Source organism: Carnobacterium gallinarum DSM 4847 (genome assembly GCF_000744375.1).
Lineage (GTDB): Bacteria > Bacillota > Bacilli > Lactobacillales > Carnobacteriaceae > Carnobacterium > Carnobacterium gallinarum.
The window spans coordinates 225,090-241,267 of the sequence record NZ_JQLU01000003.1 but is presented as its reverse complement, the minus strand read 5'-3'; the positions used below and the strand labels follow the sequence as shown (position 1 = coordinate 241,267).

At 33.8% G+C, this 16,178-nt stretch carries 14 protein-coding genes and 1 other annotated feature; all 14 genes read left to right on the top strand.

What is annotated here, in order from left to right; all coding sequences use genetic code 11:
- Positions 1 to 12 precede the first annotated feature (12 nt).
- The 14 genes from BR43_RS20400 to rplT all read left to right on the top strand — a co-directional run bounded on the left by BR43_RS20400 (position 13) and on the right by rplT (position 15,729).
- Complete coding sequence (locus BR43_RS20400) at positions 13 to 240, top strand: GNAT family N-acetyltransferase (RefSeq protein WP_245617796.1); 228 nt, start codon at positions 13 to 15, stop codon at positions 238 to 240.
- A 31-nt stretch (positions 241 to 271) separates the two neighbouring features.
- The gene (polA, locus tag BR43_RS02075) at positions 272 to 2,932 is read left to right on the top strand and encodes a DNA polymerase I (protein WP_034558968.1); all 2,661 of its coding nucleotides are present in this window, start codon (positions 272 to 274) and stop codon (positions 2,930 to 2,932) included.
- A gap of 807 nt (positions 2,933 to 3,739) precedes the next feature.
- Entirely contained in the window at positions 3,740 to 4,141 is a 402-nt protein-coding gene (locus BR43_RS02070) for a hypothetical protein (protein ID WP_034558966.1), read from the top strand.
- Between the two features lie 18 nt (positions 4,142 to 4,159).
- Entirely contained in the window at positions 4,160 to 4,753 is a 594-nt protein-coding gene (locus BR43_RS18925) for a VanZ family protein (RefSeq protein WP_051933777.1), read from the top strand.
- 553 nt (positions 4,754 to 5,306) lie between these two features.
- Complete coding sequence (gene mutM, locus BR43_RS02060; RefSeq protein ID WP_034558964.1) at positions 5,307 to 6,161, top strand: DNA-formamidopyrimidine glycosylase; 855 nt, start codon at positions 5,307 to 5,309, stop codon at positions 6,159 to 6,161.
- Positions 6,162 to 6,192: 31 nt separating this feature from the next.
- Positions 6,193 to 6,807, top strand: coding sequence for a dephospho-CoA kinase (gene coaE, locus BR43_RS02055; protein ID WP_034558962.1), 615 nt, complete (start codon positions 6,193 to 6,195; stop codon positions 6,805 to 6,807).
- 199 nt (positions 6,808 to 7,006) lie between these two features.
- Positions 7,007 to 7,465 (top strand): transcriptional regulator NrdR, encoded by a 459-nt coding sequence (nrdR, locus tag BR43_RS02050; RefSeq protein WP_034558960.1) that lies wholly within the window; start codon positions 7,007 to 7,009, stop codon positions 7,463 to 7,465.
- A gap of 22 nt (positions 7,466 to 7,487) precedes the next feature.
- Positions 7,488 to 8,951 (top strand): replication initiation and membrane attachment family protein, encoded by a 1,464-nt coding sequence (locus BR43_RS02045; protein ID WP_034558959.1) that lies wholly within the window; start codon positions 7,488 to 7,490, stop codon positions 8,949 to 8,951.
- Positions 8,951 to 9,877 carry a primosomal protein DnaI gene (gene dnaI / locus BR43_RS02040; protein ID WP_034558957.1) on the top strand — a complete coding sequence of 309 codons (927 nt, stop codon included), beginning with the start codon at positions 8,951 to 8,953 and terminating at the stop codon, positions 9,875 to 9,877. Before BR43_RS02045 ends, dnaI begins: the two co-directional genes overlap by 1 nt.
- 392 nt (positions 9,878 to 10,269) lie before the next feature.
- Positions 10,270 to 12,207 (top strand): threonine--tRNA ligase, encoded by a 1,938-nt coding sequence (gene thrS, locus BR43_RS02035; RefSeq protein WP_034558955.1) that lies wholly within the window; start codon positions 10,270 to 10,272, stop codon positions 12,205 to 12,207.
- Positions 12,208 to 12,861: 654 nt separating this feature from the next.
- Positions 12,862 to 14,262 carry a polysaccharide deacetylase family protein gene (locus tag BR43_RS02030; RefSeq protein WP_245617795.1) on the top strand — a complete coding sequence of 467 codons (1,401 nt, stop codon included), beginning with the start codon at positions 12,862 to 12,864 and terminating at the stop codon, positions 14,260 to 14,262.
- Positions 14,263 to 14,320: 58 nt separating this feature from the next.
- Positions 14,321 to 14,464 (top strand) — a sequence feature (ribosomal protein L20 leader region).
- 27 nt (positions 14,465 to 14,491) lie between these two features.
- Positions 14,492 to 15,013, top strand: coding sequence for a translation initiation factor IF-3 (gene infC / locus BR43_RS02025; protein ID WP_034558953.1), 522 nt, complete (start codon positions 14,492 to 14,494; stop codon positions 15,011 to 15,013).
- A 30-nt stretch (positions 15,014 to 15,043) separates the two neighbouring features.
- The gene (gene rpmI, locus BR43_RS02020; protein ID WP_034558951.1) at positions 15,044 to 15,244 is read left to right on the top strand and encodes a 50S ribosomal protein L35; all 201 of its coding nucleotides are present in this window, start codon (positions 15,044 to 15,046) and stop codon (positions 15,242 to 15,244) included.
- 125 nt (positions 15,245 to 15,369) lie between these two features.
- Positions 15,370 to 15,729 carry a 50S ribosomal protein L20 gene (gene rplT / locus BR43_RS02015; protein ID WP_034558950.1) on the top strand — a complete coding sequence of 120 codons (360 nt, stop codon included), beginning with the start codon at positions 15,370 to 15,372 and terminating at the stop codon, positions 15,727 to 15,729.
- Positions 15,730 to 16,178 lie beyond the last annotated feature (449 nt).

Here is a 16,178-nt window from a genome sequence, read left to right as displayed (position 1 = left end):
CCAGAGAGTTGAATGAGGCTACCATATTCACCGATCTTATGGCGTAAAGGATTTGGAAGAGAAGCCTGTAAAGCGATGTTAGAGTATGGCAAATACACATTGGAATTACACGAGGTTATTAGCATTATTGATCCACTAAATAGAGCATCGATTCAATTGGCTAAAAAAAATCAATTTCATAAAGTAAAATCAGCTTTTATTTTTAATAAAAATCACGATATTTATCAATCGTTTTTATAAAATAAACTTGAGGAAAAAGGGAGTTTTTGCAATGACACAAAAAAACAAGTTATTATTAATTGATGGGAGCAGTCTAGCCTTTCGTGCATTCTATGCCATTCCGGGTTCGGTCAATAGCTTTATCAATAAAAATGGATTACACACAAATGCTCTTTTTAGCTTCCATCGTATGTTGGAAAATGAAATGGCAAAGGAACAACCGACTCATGTTTTAGTTGCATTTGATGCTGGAAAAACAACTTTTAGAAATGAATTTTATGATGCCTATAAAGATGGTCGTCAAAAAACTCCAGGTGAATTTAAAGAACAAATGCCTTATTTACGCGATTTATTACAAGGATTTGGCATTGCTCATTATGAATTAGATAACTACGAAGCTGATGATATTATAGGAACATTAGCGACTCAAGTTGACCCGAATGAATTTGATGTTGTTGTGCTTTCAGGCGATCGTGATTTAACCCAACTAGCGAAAGAAAATGTTCGAGTAGATATCACGGTTAAAGGCGTTAGTGAGATTGAGGAAAACACACCAGAATATTTGATGGAAAAATATGGTTTAAATCCACTTCAAATCATCGATATGAAAGGTTTAGCAGGAGATTCTTCAGATAATATTCCTGGCGTTACCAATATTGGCGAGAAAACAGCCTTAAAATTGTTGCATGAATTTGGTTCTGTTGAAGGCGTTTATGAAAATGTTGATGGCATGAAACCGAGTAAACGTAAAGAAAATCTAATTAACGATAAAGAACAGGCTTTCTTAAGTAAGAAATTAGCAACGATTGAAGTCGAAGCTCCGATTGATGTGCCGCTGGATAGTTTAGCCTACGAAGGCAAAGATGTTGGCAAATTAATTGAATTTTATAAAGAGATGGACTTTAAGAAATTTTTAACTGATTTAGATACAACAGCTTATGACGAAGAAAATCAAATTGAAAAGGCTGAGGTTAATTTTGAATTTGTCACAGAGTTTACGCCAGAGATGTTTGGTGCTAGAGGCGGATTGTATGCTGAAATGCTAAGTGATAACTACCATACTGCCGAAATTGTGGGCATTAGCTGGAGCAATGGGGATAAAATTTATGTTTCTGAACCAGATTTAGTATTGTCTTCACCATTATTTCAAGAATGGGCTGTCGATCCTGAAAATAAAAAACAAGTCTTTGATGCAAAACGAACAATTGTCGCTTTAAAACGTTATGGCGTTACCTTAGAAGGCATTGATTTTGATGTATTATTAGCTTCATATATTCTAAATACAAATGACAATAGCAAAGATATTGCTGAAGTTGCAATGGATCATGACTATTATGATATTTCCTCAGATGAAAGTATCTATGGAAAAGGTGCTAAAATTGCGGTTCCTGAAGATGCAACTAGTTTACATGAACACTTAGCTCGTAAGATTAAGGCAATTGAAGTATTAAGTGATAAATTAAAAAATGATTTGGCAGACAATGAACAAACAGATTTATTTTATGAGATGGAATTGCCTTTATCAATTGTTTTAAGCAACATGGAAATGACTGGAATTAAGCTTGATTCTAGCCGCTTACGCATAATGCGAGATGAATTTGCAATTCGGTTAACTGAGATTGAAAACCGAATTTATGAAGAAGCTGGGGAGACTTTTAATATTAATTCACCGAAGCAGTTAGGTGTTATTTTATTTGAGAAGATGCAATTACCTGTTATTAAAAAAACGAAAACGGGATACTCAACAGCGGTAGATGTTTTAGAACAATTACGCGCCCAGGCACCGATTGTAGAAGATATTTTACAATATCGTCAAATTGCCAAGATTCAATCAACTTATGTTGAAGGTCTATTGAAAGTTGTGAATCCATCAACTGGAAAAGTTCATACTCGTTACGTACAGACATTAACCCAAACAGGGCGCTTAAGTTCAGTAGATCCTAACTTACAAAATATTCCAATACGTCTTGAAGAAGGGCGTAAAATTCGTCAAGCATTTGTACCTAGCCATGAAGGTTGGAAAATGTTTGCTAGTGATTATTCTCAAATTGAATTACGTGTTTTAGCCGATATTTCAGATGATCAGCATCTAAAAGAAGCCTTCTTAGAAGGACAAGATATTCATTCAAGTACGGCAATGCGTGTCTTTGGTATCAAGGATGCTGCTGATGTTACAGGCAATATGCGTCGTCAAGCCAAAGCCGTGAACTTTGGGATTGTCTACGGGATTAGTGATTATGGTTTATCACAAAATTTAGGCATTACTCGCAAAGAAGCTCAGACTTTTATTGACACGTATTTTGAAAAATACCCAGGTGTGAAACAATACATGTCGGATATCGTCCGAGAAGCGAAAGATAAAGGTTACGTGGAAACATTATTCCACCGTCGTCGTTTCCTAAAAGACATTAATTCGCGAAACTTTAATTTGCGCTCATTTGCTGAACGAACAGCGATGAATACACCGATTCAAGGGAGTGCTGCGGATATTATTAAAGTGGCAATGATTCAAATGGATGAACGCTTAAAAGCAGAAAATCTGCAAGCAACGATGTTATTGCAAGTACACGATGAGCTGATTTTTGAAGCGCCAGTAGAAGAAATTCCGATTTTAGAGAAATTAGTTCCTGAAGTAATGGAGGCTGCTGTAAAACTAAATGTACCTTTGAAAGTCGATAGTAACTTTGGCGATAGTTGGTACGATGCAAAATAAAGTGATTTAATGTAGTTGAATTAACCTAAGTTTTTTTACCGGATATTTGTCAAATCGTGTTGGTGAAGAATCAATTGACTAAAAGCATAGAGTAGGTGAGGAAGTTTAATTCCTTATCTACTTTTCTTTTCTCTCATTTTGAATTAAAAATTCTCCTTAATAGGAGTTGAGTTTCGGTTCGATAAGTTTCATACCGAATAAGTTTTTCTTGGTTTTGATTTCCACAATGTTCACAGTGAGAAGGGCGGTAGTCCAGTTTTCCATGAATAATCAAAAGAGTTTGTCCTTCTGGTGATTTGGTTTTGGTCGACTTTATTTTATCAATTGGATGTCTTTTTTGTAGTGGAACGCAAAGAATTGTTGGCGAGTGTACCCACCAATAAGATATATTATAGAACCCTAAATTTCAGTATCGCTACAACTAATGTTGCAAAACTAATTGCAAATATCAGCGCTTGAGAATCCAATCTAGGGATAAAGTCATGAACCATCGTTATCACCCCTTTTTTAAGAGATTAGTCACCATCTTTTTAACTTTTATACACGAATTAATTATAGTATATCCACAATTATCCGTCTTCTAAACAAAGAAAGTGGCAAAAAGATGAAATTTTTCTTAAAAATACTATTGTAAATAATGAATCGTATGCGTTATACTAATTTCTTTAACATGTTTTTTTAATCTATTTTTAATTATAATGTTTTTTAAATTAAAAAGAATTTCAACTAAAAAAGAAAATTTTTAATTTTAAAACACTATATTCAAAAATTTAAGATTTTAAATAAGACTAAAAAAGGAGGCTTAATATGGTTAAAAAATTTTTGGTTATAATTGTTTCTGTTTCAATTTTAATTGTTTCATTTTTACCTCAAGCATTTGCTGCATCAGCTTCAGTATGGGTTCAGTGGCAGACATACGCTTCTGGTAATGGAAGGTCAAATGGTAAAACAAATGGTAAATTTTATTATTTAAATTCTGGAAGAACTGCTAGGCTGAACATTTCAAGTAAAAGTGGTCCTGGCACAGCACAAGTAACACTATATAGAAATACATGGGCTGTTGATAAATCATTTGGAACAGTGAGTGCAACTACAGGTAGTAAAAATTTCCCAACAAAAACTGATCAAACTGGTTCAAATTATTATTTACTTTTTTTTAGTGGAAAGAGCAATACTACACAAACAGTAAGTGGAACACTTTCTGATTAGTAAAGATGGTGAGTATAAATGATATTAATAGATGGAGAATTTTATGCTCCGGACTTATTCTTAAATACAATATTGTTATTTTTCCCAATATTTGTTGGATTCATCCTATTAATTATTTGGAAACTAGCAAAAAAACAAAAACAAAATTGGTTGAAAGCAATTTTATTTACTTTCTTTCTTATATATTTATATAAACTAGCAGATTATACTATTTTTCCAATTTCAATAATTAACAGTACCATTATTGAAAATTCATCAAGCTACGGTACTGGTTATATGTTTGAAAAAAATCCGTTTGAATTACTGTCAACTTTAACTTACTATTCTGCATATAACCTATTGGGAAACATCCTTTTATTTGTTCCATATGGATTTTTTGTACCATTATTATTCAGCTCATTTAATAATTTAAAACGAATTTTCTTTTCTTCTTTTATTTTTAGTATTTTTATAGAAACCACTCAATTGATATTGAATTATTTCTATTTAGGGAATAGAGTTTTTGATGTAATGGATTTGGTAACAAATGTATTAGGCGGTGTGATTGGATTTTATTTGTTTAAAATATGTAACAAATTATTGGAATTGGAAAATTCAATCGAAATTAAATAAATTCACCTAACTAAAATATTCGCTTCTATAAATAGAAATACCAATAAAAAAACAACATCATGTGAAAACAATTATGATGTTGTTTTTTTATATTGAGACTCTTTGTCGAATCGTGTTGGTGAAGAATCAATTAACTAAAATCATGGAGTAGGTGAGGAATTTTAATTTCTCACCTACTTTTCTTTTCTCTTATTTTGAGTTAAAAATTCTTTTTGGATCAGATAAATCCGTGATTGACTTTATTAGTCACTTCCAAGATTCTTTCGATGCAGATTAGCAAAACTCATGAATCCTATAGACACTTTCCAAAATTTGGAAAGTGTTTTTCTCAATTGAGATCACTTAAAAGAAATAAAAATGAAGCAAATTTCTATAAAAAAGTGTACAATTATTTATGTAATTGCGAAAGATTACAGCTTAACCTTTCTATAAATAGGAAAATTAAGCAAAATAAGTGAAGCATAATCAAATGGTTGAAAATTATTTGATTTAAAATACGAAGAAAATACTCTAGCTTGTTGCAAACAAGTTAGATCGGAAAGAGGTTAAAATCATGCCAGAATTACCAGAAGTCGAAACTGTCCGCAAAGGATTAACGAATCTTGTAGCAGGAAAGACGATTGCCGATGTAGATGTTTATTGGGATCGAATCATTACGCCGCCGTTCTCTAGTGAAGCGTTTAGAAATGAGCTGTTAGGTGAAACGATTCATAGAATTGATCGACGAGGAAAATACCTGATTTTCATCTTAGATCATTGGGCGATGATTTCTCATCTACGAATGGAAGGAAAATATGAAGTTGAACAAACAGGTGAACCACTAAAAAAACATACGCATGTCGTCTTTCATTTGACTGATGGACGAGATTTGCGCTATCTAGATGTTCGGAAATTTGGACGGATGACTTTGGTTCCAATCGGCACGCAACATGAAGTGACTGGAATCAGAGATTTGGGACCAGAGCCAATTCCAGAAATGTTCAAATTACAACCGTTTAAAGTAGCCTTAAAAACGAAAGCTAGAGCGATTAAACCCTTACTATTAGATCAAAAAATAGTTGTTGGGTTAGGGAATATTTATGTAGATGAATCATTATATGAAGCTAAAATTCACCCTTTACGTCCGGCGAATTCTTTAACATCAGCTGAGGTTAAGCGACTATATCATGCGATTATTGATGTTTTAGGTAGAGCCGTTGAAGCAGGTGGAACGACTATTAGAACATATCAGAATGCTTTAGGTGAAGCTGGGAAATTCCAAGTTGCACTATTAGTTTATGGCAAAACGGGTGAACCTTGTGTTCGCTGTGGTACCCCGATTAAGAAAATGAAAGTTGCGCAACGAGGAACTCATTATTGCCCTCAATGTCAAATTTTAACAGATAAAAATTCTTTGCCAGTGACTTAATTAAAGACTTAGATTGAAATGAGGAAACAGGATGACCTATATTTTAGGCCTAACAGGTAGCATTGCAACAGGGAAATCAACAGTCAGTCAGTTATTTAAAGAGTATGGTTTTCCGATTGTTGATGCAGATGTGGGTGCGCGAGCAGTTGTTGAATTAAATACCCCAGGTCTTCAAGCGATTGCTGATTTTTTTGGGCCACTGATTTTACAAGCAGATGGACAATTGAATCGAAAGGCTTTAGGGAAGATTATCTTTGAAGATAAAGCCAAACGGGTCAAGCTAAATGAACTATTAAAACCTTATATTCGTGCTTGGATTGCGAAGCAGAAAGACTTAGCTATTCAAAGTGGAGCAGATTTAGTAGTGATGGATATTCCGTTACTGTATGAAGCCAATTATCAAGAAATGATGGATGAAGTTATGGTTGTAGGAATTCCAGAAGAGTTGCAACTAGAGCGTTTAATGAAACGGGATGGAATTACTAAAGAAGAGGCCTTGCAACGAATGGACTCCCAAATGCCAATTGAAAAAAAAATGGCATTAGCCGATACGATAATAGACAATAGTGGTACGCCAGAAAATACGAAAAAACAAGTAGATGATTGGTTAAATCAAAAAAACTTTCTAACTAGTGATAAAGACTAGTTAGAAAGTTTTTTCTTGTTTCTATAAGGCTTTTCACACTATAGACAGCTATGTTATAATCAATGTAGAAAATAAGTTAAACTAGAGATCGTGTGCCTATTTTGAAAATAGAATAGGTCTTGATAAATGAATTCATTAAAGCACCATTAAAACATAAAATAACAAAAAATTAGATAGAATATAAAAAAGGATGATGAAAATGCAATGTCCAAGCTGCCAAAATAATGGTTCTAGAGTAGTGGATAGTCGCCCAGCTGATGATGGACGAGCTATCCGAAGAAGGCGCGAGTGTGAAGCCTGTAGTTTTCGTTTTACAACATTTGAAAGAATTGAACAATCTCCGTTGTTAGTTGTGAAGAAAAATGGAACAAGAGAAGAATTTAATCGTGAAAAACTTCTACGTGGATTGATTCGTTCTTGTGAAAAAAGACCTGTCGCAATGGAACAAGTAGAGCGGATGGTTGATGAAGTTGAGAATAAAGTTCGCAGTTTAGGCGAAAGTGAAGTTTCAACAACTTTAATTGGTGAGTATATTATGCAGCGATTGGCTGAAGTTGATGAAGTCGCCTATATTCGCTTTGCGAGTGTATATCGTGAATTTAAAGATATGGATTTCTTTTTAAAGGAATTACAAAAGTTAAAAGATAAAGAAAAATAATCAAAGAAAGGTGTGAATGACTATGAACTATCCTTGGAAAAGTATAAGTCCTAAAGATGGGTTTAAAGTAAAACAAAGTACAATGCTAACGGATGCTGATCAAAAGATTCTCACCTTTTTATACCAACCATTAACAGGGGCAACGGCGTATAGTTTATATATGACATTGTGGTCTGAGGTTGGTGAAGAAACGTATTGGAGTGATGGAATTCTTCATTCTGAGTTGTTGTCCATTCTCAATATTGGCATTCCAGAGCTTTATCAAGCGAGAATTAAGCTAGAAGCTTTAGGTCTGTTAAAAACTTATTTAAAAAAAGAATCAGATAAATTATTTCTTTATGAATTAAAATCACCCTTATCGGTAGAACGATTCTTCAATGATGATCTCTTGAGTTTATTATTATTAGAAACAGTTGGCAAACGAAAATATAAAAATTTACGTCAACGATTTACAGTGTCACCAATTGATTTAATAGAGTATCAAGAAGTCACAAAAAATTTCTTAGATGTCTTTAGCTTTGATGAACAACGACTTGAAGAGGAACGCACTCTACTCAAAGAAAATACAGCAATTATCGGTGTCAATCAAGAAGTTGCAGGAATTCAATTAGATACAAAGACCTTTGATTTGAAATTTTTCTATGCGGGACTGTCTAGTCAATACATTAAACGTTCATCCATTACAGCTGATATCGAAAAAGTAATGCTAGTATTGCATACAATGTATGGGATTGATGAGTTAGAAATGCAAAAATTAGTTCTGCAAGCTTGTGATATTGATACAGGAATGGTGGATGAAAAGAAACTAAAACAACTCGTATATGCTAGTTATCATCAGGATCAAAAGCAACCAATTGAAGTTAAGGAAGTTGTAGCAAAAGATATTTCTAGTGAACAAAATAAAAAACAATTTAGGAAAAATGATTTGCGTCATCAAGGATTCTCTGATGCCGATATTGCTTTGATTGAAACAAGTGAAGCCATCACACCATTTGATTTTATTGCTAGTATAAAAAAACAAAAGGGCGGTTATGTTGCACGTAATGAAGAGTGGGCAGTTGAGAACCTGATTCGTCAATCAAATTTGCCAAAATCAGTGATTAATATCTTGATTCATTATGTTTTAGTAGCTAGAGGAAATCCAACATTAACTCAGAATTTAGCGGATAGTATCGCAAATGATTGGAGCCAAGCAAAAGTTACGTCTCCAGAAGCAGCCATCAAAAAAGTTAAAGATTTATATCGTGAAAATGAAGCAAAAAAACAAAAACGTGAGGAACAAAAAGCGTCTTATTCACGTCCAAAGGCAGCTCAATACAACAATGGTAGTTCAACTAATCAACGGAATCGTCAAGAAAGTTTGCCAGAATGGGCGAAAGAAAATCAGGTCGTTCCTGAGGAAAAACCAATGAGCGAGGCAGATCAAAAAGCCTTTATGGAACGTATTGCCCGTATTCAAAATGTAGGAAAGGAAGGTGACAACTAATGGAAGATATGGGAAAAGGTCTAACTAAAATTATTAAAGAGCGTAATTTAACTTCACAATATGAAAGTTTGATTCAAGAAGTCTTGAAAGATCCAGATGTATCGGCCTTTATTGCTGAAAATCGTGAGAAATTAACCGATAGTCAGATTGAAAAAAGTTATGCAAAACTATATGAATTTGTACAAGAAAAGAAAAAGTTTGAACAAAATCAAGGGATGTTAGCGCCAGGTTATCGCCCAACCTTATTTATGAATTTTCACGTTATTGATGTAACCTATGTTCCTACTGCAGAATTAATTGCTAAGCAGAAGGAATATGAAATTAGACGTCGAGTGAATTCAATGGATATGCCAAAAGATGTTCGTACTGCTACATTAGCTAATTTCCAAATGACAGATGAACGCCGTGAAGCGTTATCAGAAGCTTTAGATTTTATCGATTCTTTCTTAAAAGATCCTAAGGGATTCCATAAAGGGTTGTATTTACAAGGTTCATTTGGTGTTGGGAAAACGTATTTATTAGGTGCAATCGCCCATGACTTAGCTAAAAATGGCTATACAACAACCTTGCTGCACTTTCCTTCATTTGCAGTAGAAATGAAACAATCTATTGGGAAAAACGATATGAGTGAAAAATTAGATACGATTAAAAAATCAGCAATTTTAATGCTAGATGATATTGGGGCAGATTCGATGTCTAGCTGGATTCGTGATGATGTTTTAGGGGTTATTTTACAATATCGAATGCAAGAACAACTGCCGACTTTCTTTTCATCTAATTTTGACATGAAGAATTTAGAAAATGAACATTTACGAACGAGTCAACGGGGAGAAGATGAACCCTTGAAAGCCAAACGAATTATGGAACGAATTCGCTATTTAAGTAAAGAAATCAATATGACGGGGAAAAATCGTCGTAATTATTAACAGAATGAAATTTAAAACTTGAATTTCACAAAGAAAAGTGGTTTAATAATACCAATAGATTAAATCAATGAGAAAGATACCAAAATTAGAATTCTATTTATTAGAGAGGAATACAGTTGCTGCAAGTATTCTATTTATGAGCTGATTTTGACCACTTTCAAGTGTTGCTGTGAACCATTTATTGAATTAGCAGTTGACCGTTTTGCTGACGTTATCCAGCCTAGAGAGAATTTACTAGTGATAGTAGGTTTGAAATTTGGGTGGAACCACGAAATTTTCGTCCCTTTTATAAGTTTATTTGACTTATAAAAGGGACTTTTTTTATGGGGAATTTAGTGGCGTATCTAACTTATCATTTAATCAACAAACATAAAAAATTGGAGGAATAAAAAATGTCAGAAATTAAAATTACATTTCCTGATGGCGCAGTAAAAGAATTTCCTGTCGGTTCATCAACGTTAGACATTGCAAAAAGCATCAGTAACGGTTTAGCTAAAAAAGCTTTAGCCGGAAAATTCAATGGAGAATTGGTGGACTTAGTTCGTCCGTTAGAAGCAGATGGCTCTATTGAAATTATCACACCAGATCATGAAGATGCATTACAAATCATTCGTCATTCATCAGCTCATTTAATGGCTAATGCCCTACGTCGTTTGTATCCAGATATTCACTTTGGCGTTGGTCCAGCAATTGATAATGGTTTCTACTATGATACAGATACAGAAACACCAATTACAGAAGAAGATTTACCAAAAATCGAAGCTGAAATGATGAAAATTGTTAAAGAAAATAACCCAATCGTACGTAAAGAAGTTAGCCGCGGAGAAGCTTTAGATTTATTCAAAGATGATCCTTACAAAGTTGAATTAATTACGGCATTACCAGAAAATGAAACAATTACCGTTTACGATCAAGGCGATTTTGTTGATCTTTGTCGTGGAGTTCATGTTCCTTCAACTGGTCGCATTCAAGTCTTCAAACTATTGTCACTAGCTGGCGCTTACTGGCGTGGCGATTCAAATAACAAAATGATGCAACGTATTTATGGAACAGCCTTTTTTGATAAAAAAGAATTAAAAGAATTTATCAAAATGCGTGAAGAAGCTAAACTTCGTGATCACCGTAAATTAGGTAAAGAACTTGATTTATTTATGATTGCTCCAGAAGTTGGATCTGGTTTACCATTCTGGTTACCAAGAGGAGCAACAATCCGTCGTGTTATCGAACGTTATATTGTTGACCGTGAAGTCAGTTTAGGTTACCAACATGTGTACACGCCAATTATGGCAAATGTTGATTTATATAAAACATCTGGTCACTGGGATCATTACCATGATGATATGTTCCCACCAATGGATATGGGTGACGGTGAAATGTTAGTTTTACGTCCAATGAACTGTCCACATCATATGATGGTATATAAAAATGATATCCATAGTTACCGTGAATTGCCAATCCGTATTGCCGAATTAGGCATGATGCACCGTTATGAAAAGAGTGGAGCCCTTTCAGGTTTACAACGTGTTCGTGAAATGACCTTAAATGATGGTCATACATTTGTCCGTCCAGATCAAATTCAGGATGAATTCAAACGAACTATGGAATTAATGCTAGCAGTCTATGATGATTTCGATATTACTGATTATCGTTTCCGTCTAAGCTACCGTGATCCTGCAAATAAAGATAAATACTTTGATGATGATGCAATGTGGGAAAAAGCTCAAGAAATGCTAAAAGCCGCTATGGATGAAATGGGACTTGAGTATTTTGAAGCTGTTGGGGAAGCAGCTTTCTACGGTCCTAAAGTCGATGTACAAGTAAAAACTGCGTTAGGTATTGAAGAAACATTATCAACAATCCAATTAGATTTCCTATTACCAGAACGTTTTGATTTGACATATGTAGGTGAAGATGGTGAAAATACTCATCGTCCAGTTGTTATTCACCGCGGTATTGTTTCAACAATGGAACGTTTTGTAGCGTATTTGACTGAAGAATACAAAGGTGCATTTCCAACGTGGTTAGCTCCTGTTCAAGCAACAATTATTCCAGTGAATATGGATTTACATGCGGATTACGCTTATGAACTAAAAGAACGTATGACTGAAATGGGCATGCGTGTAGAAGTAGATGATCGTAACGAAAAAATGGGCTACAAAATCCGTGCTTCTCAAATGCAAAAAATTCCTTATCAATTAGTGGTTGGGGATAAAGAAGTCGAAGAAGCGACTGTAACGATTCGTAAATATGGTGAAAAAGAAACAACTACTGAAGAATTCAATATGTTCTTAGATGCAGTTGTCGCTGAAATCAAGAATTTTAGTAAATAAAATTTATTTATAGGAAGGGGAACTAATGAGGGAACTCAATTAGTTCCCCTTTTCTGAATAGTGCAAGGAAGGACAGTCGAGGTGACGTTATCCTTCATAAAAACTTAGTTTTCATCATTGCGTTGATTCAATTTTATCGTGAATGCAGTGGAGTAAGAAAAATTATAGCGATGCCTATCATATAATGAACTAGTCATTTAAAAAGCCAGAAAGACGATTTTCGTGTCTTTCTGGCTTTTTAATAATGAGATTTGAATAATCGTGTAGATAGTAGCAGGATTTCATTTAGACTGTATATTCAATTTTTCTAAGAGGAGTAGAATCTTTAGAAATAAAGCGATTGGTGAATCAGTTTATCTTTCTAGCGACACTTGACCAGATATTCAAGTAATGATTTACATAGGAACAAGCTAATATTTAGTAATGTGTTTGGGCGATAATAAATAGTTATAAGATAAATTGATAGAGCCAGAAATAAGGCTATTCTATGTTTTCGTTCGGTTTTTTGTAGGAGGATATAGGTTTAATAAAATATAATGAATTCTTAAAGTTTTTATTATTGTAATGTATATTACAGAAATGTTACAATTATAACTGTTGGAAGTTACTATAAATAAATGGAATTAGTACTATAAGAAATTGGAGTGAAGTATAGTGAAGTTGTTAAAAGTTTGTATACTTGTGGGTATAAGTGTTGGTAGTTTCCTTTTTTTTACAAAAAATCAAATTCAAGCGGAAGAAAATTTATATCAAAGGACAGCTTATACTGAATCCGGAATGGCTTTTTACTATATAAACAATACAAAAGATTTGGTTTCAAAAAATCAAATTCAAGACTACATTCAAAGAAGAGTTGCAGAAATTAAAGCAGGTAGGGTATTAAAAAATTATTTACCAGAATTAAAAGGCTACTTAATTGATTGGGGAAAAGATGTTACATCAACAGGAACAACCACCTACCAAATTAAAGAACAATTAATGCCTAATTTAGCTGTTTTTCCAGTATCATTTGCACGTCTTCCATTTAAACAAACAGAATTTGAAACAATCTCTTCCCAAACAGGGAATAATTTAACTTTAGCAGAACTATTCACTGATCCACAACATGGAATCAATCAATTAAGTGAACGATTAACTGAAAAAATTAAAACAGATACTTATTTTCCTGATACGATTAAAACAGAAATACGTCAACAATTAACTCAACAAGTAAATGAAGAAACAACTCATTACCAAGTATCGAACCAAGAAATTCTCTTTCAGTTTGCGTCAAGTCAGGGAACGGTTAAAATAGGACTAACTAAGAACGAGTTGCGACGGAGCTTAAAAACGGAGTATATGACTCCGGAATTAAATCAAAAAGTAGCAGCTGAAATTCAACAAGAAGAGCTTGAGCGTCAGCAAGAAGAAGAACGTCTAAAAAGAATTAGAGAACAACAAGCCATTGCACCTGTTGAAGGAAAAGTCATTGCTTTAACTTTTGATGATGGACCTGATCCAGCATTAACGCCAAAAATCTTAGCGACTTTGGCAAAATACAATGCAAAAGCAACCTTTTTCATTTTAGGGAAAAATGCGTCGGCTTATCCTAATTTGTTACAACAAGAAATTGCTGGTGGTCATGAGATTGGCAACCACAGTTGGAGTCACCCTGATTTAGCTTCGTTACCTAAAGCAGCAGCACTAGACCAAATTAATAAAACCAATAAAGCTGTTTTAGATGCAACTGGGTATCCAGTTCAGTTTATGCGTCCACCTTATGGTTCAATTAAAGGCCTGACTAAAGATGTAAAAATGCCAATTGTGGAATGGTCAGTGGATACGCTAGATTGGAAAACAAAGAATTCTGAGGCTGTTTATCAAGAAGTGATGAGAAGTTCAGGGGTTGGTTCAATTGTATTGATGCATGATATTCAACCTGCGACTGCAGATGCTTTAGATCGAATTTTAAAAGAGTTAACCGCTAGAGGATATAAATTTGTTACAATCAGCGAATTGTTTGGAACACCGATGCAAGCAGGGACGCAATATTTCAGCAAAGGAAGTACTCGCTAAAAATTATATAAAATAGTTTGACACAATGATGAAATCATGGTATTATTTAAAAGTTGAGAAAATAAAGCAGGAGCACCCGCTTCTCGCCTTAGTAACCCTATGTTGCTGGGCTAGATAATATAAACGATGAATACTTATATTTTAACGTATAAGTTCGGATATTTATAGGCGGGTTCAGTAGAACTCGTCTATTTTTCTGCTGTACTTTCTCTGAAATTAATGGAGGTGAATGACCATAGCAAAAGATATGATGGTAAATGACGGCATTCGTGCTCGTGAATTACGTTTGATTGGTAGCGATGGAGAACAACTTGGAGTGAAAACAAAGAGTGAAGCTTTACAAATTGCTGAAACAGCTAACTTAGATTTAGTCTTAGTTGCACCAACAGCAAAACCGCCAGTTGCTCGTGTCATGGATTACGGTAAATTCCGTTTTGAGCAACAGAAAAAAGAACGTGAAGCCCGTAAAAACCAAAAGATCATTAATGTAAAAGAAGTACGTTTGAGTCCAACAATTGATTTAAATGATTTTAATACTAAATTACGTAATGCTCGTAAATTCCTTGAAAAAGGGGATAAGGTTAAAGCATCAATTCGATTCAAAGGTCGTGCCATTACTCATAAAGAGATTGGTCAAAAAGTTTTAAACAGATTAGCTGACGAAACTGCTGATATTTCAACAGTTGAATCAAAAGCTAAAATGGATGGTCGTAGTATGTTCTTGGTGTTAGCACCAAAGAATGATAAGTAATATCGATGGATTTTTAAGGAGGAAATACAAATGCCAAAACAAAAAACACACCGTGGTTCTGCTAAACGTTTTAAAAGAACTGGTGGCGGCGGACTAAAACGTCATCACGCTTTCACAAGCCATATGTTTGCAAATAAATCACAAAAGCAAAAACGTAAATTACGTAAAGCTGGTATGATTTCAAAAGGCGATTTCAAACGTATTCGTCAACAATTATCACAAATGAAATAAATCTTTTCATTTGCTGCACATTTACGCTATGAAGTCGGTACTTAGTACTAAGATGGATAGCAGATTAAAAAATTAGTGAAAAGAATTTTCTAAAATAGAAAATTTCTTATAAGGAGGAAATTACTATGCCACGTGTTAAAGGTGGAACAGTTACCCGTAAACGCCGTAAAAAGATTTTAAAATTATCAAAAGGTTATTACGGAGCAAAAAGTAAATTATTTAAAGTAGCAAATCAACAAGTGATGAAATCTTATCAATATGCTTACAGAGATCGTCGTCAAAAGAAACGTGATTTCCGTAAATTATGGATTGCTCGTATTAACGCAGCAGCTCGTATGAATAACATGAGCTACAGTGTATTAATGCACGGTCTTAAATTAGCTGAGATTGATATTAACCGTAAAATGTTAGCTGATATCGCAGTACATGATGCAGCAGCATTCACAGCGTTAACTGAACAAGCTAAAACAGCTTTAGGTAAATAAAGTTACGATTGTATTAGGAATGTTTTAAAACCCACTCGATTACTGAGTGGGTTTTTTTATTTATTCTAGGAATATAATAAAAAATGCAAGTACAAAATTATAATAGAATAACTGCATGCATTTGTTACAATGAAGCTAAGAAATTCCGATTTAGCTGACAATTAAATCATGGTTTAGTAAAAATTCTGAATAAAATAGATAGTTATATTTTAAATCAGAATAGCAACAGATAAATGAAAAGTGAAAATTTTTTTAAAGACTAGTAGTTAGTACAAATGAATGAAGGTAAACTTTTTTAGATAATTGATAACATGTGTTTTTGTTATGGCGTAAGCTATTTTATAAAATAGAAGGAGTTTATATTTTAGCCTCTGAATTAAGTTCTGCTGAAGTAAAACAAGAAAATATTAAAACATGATAAAAAGCAAGTGGCACAAGAGCGTGACTAT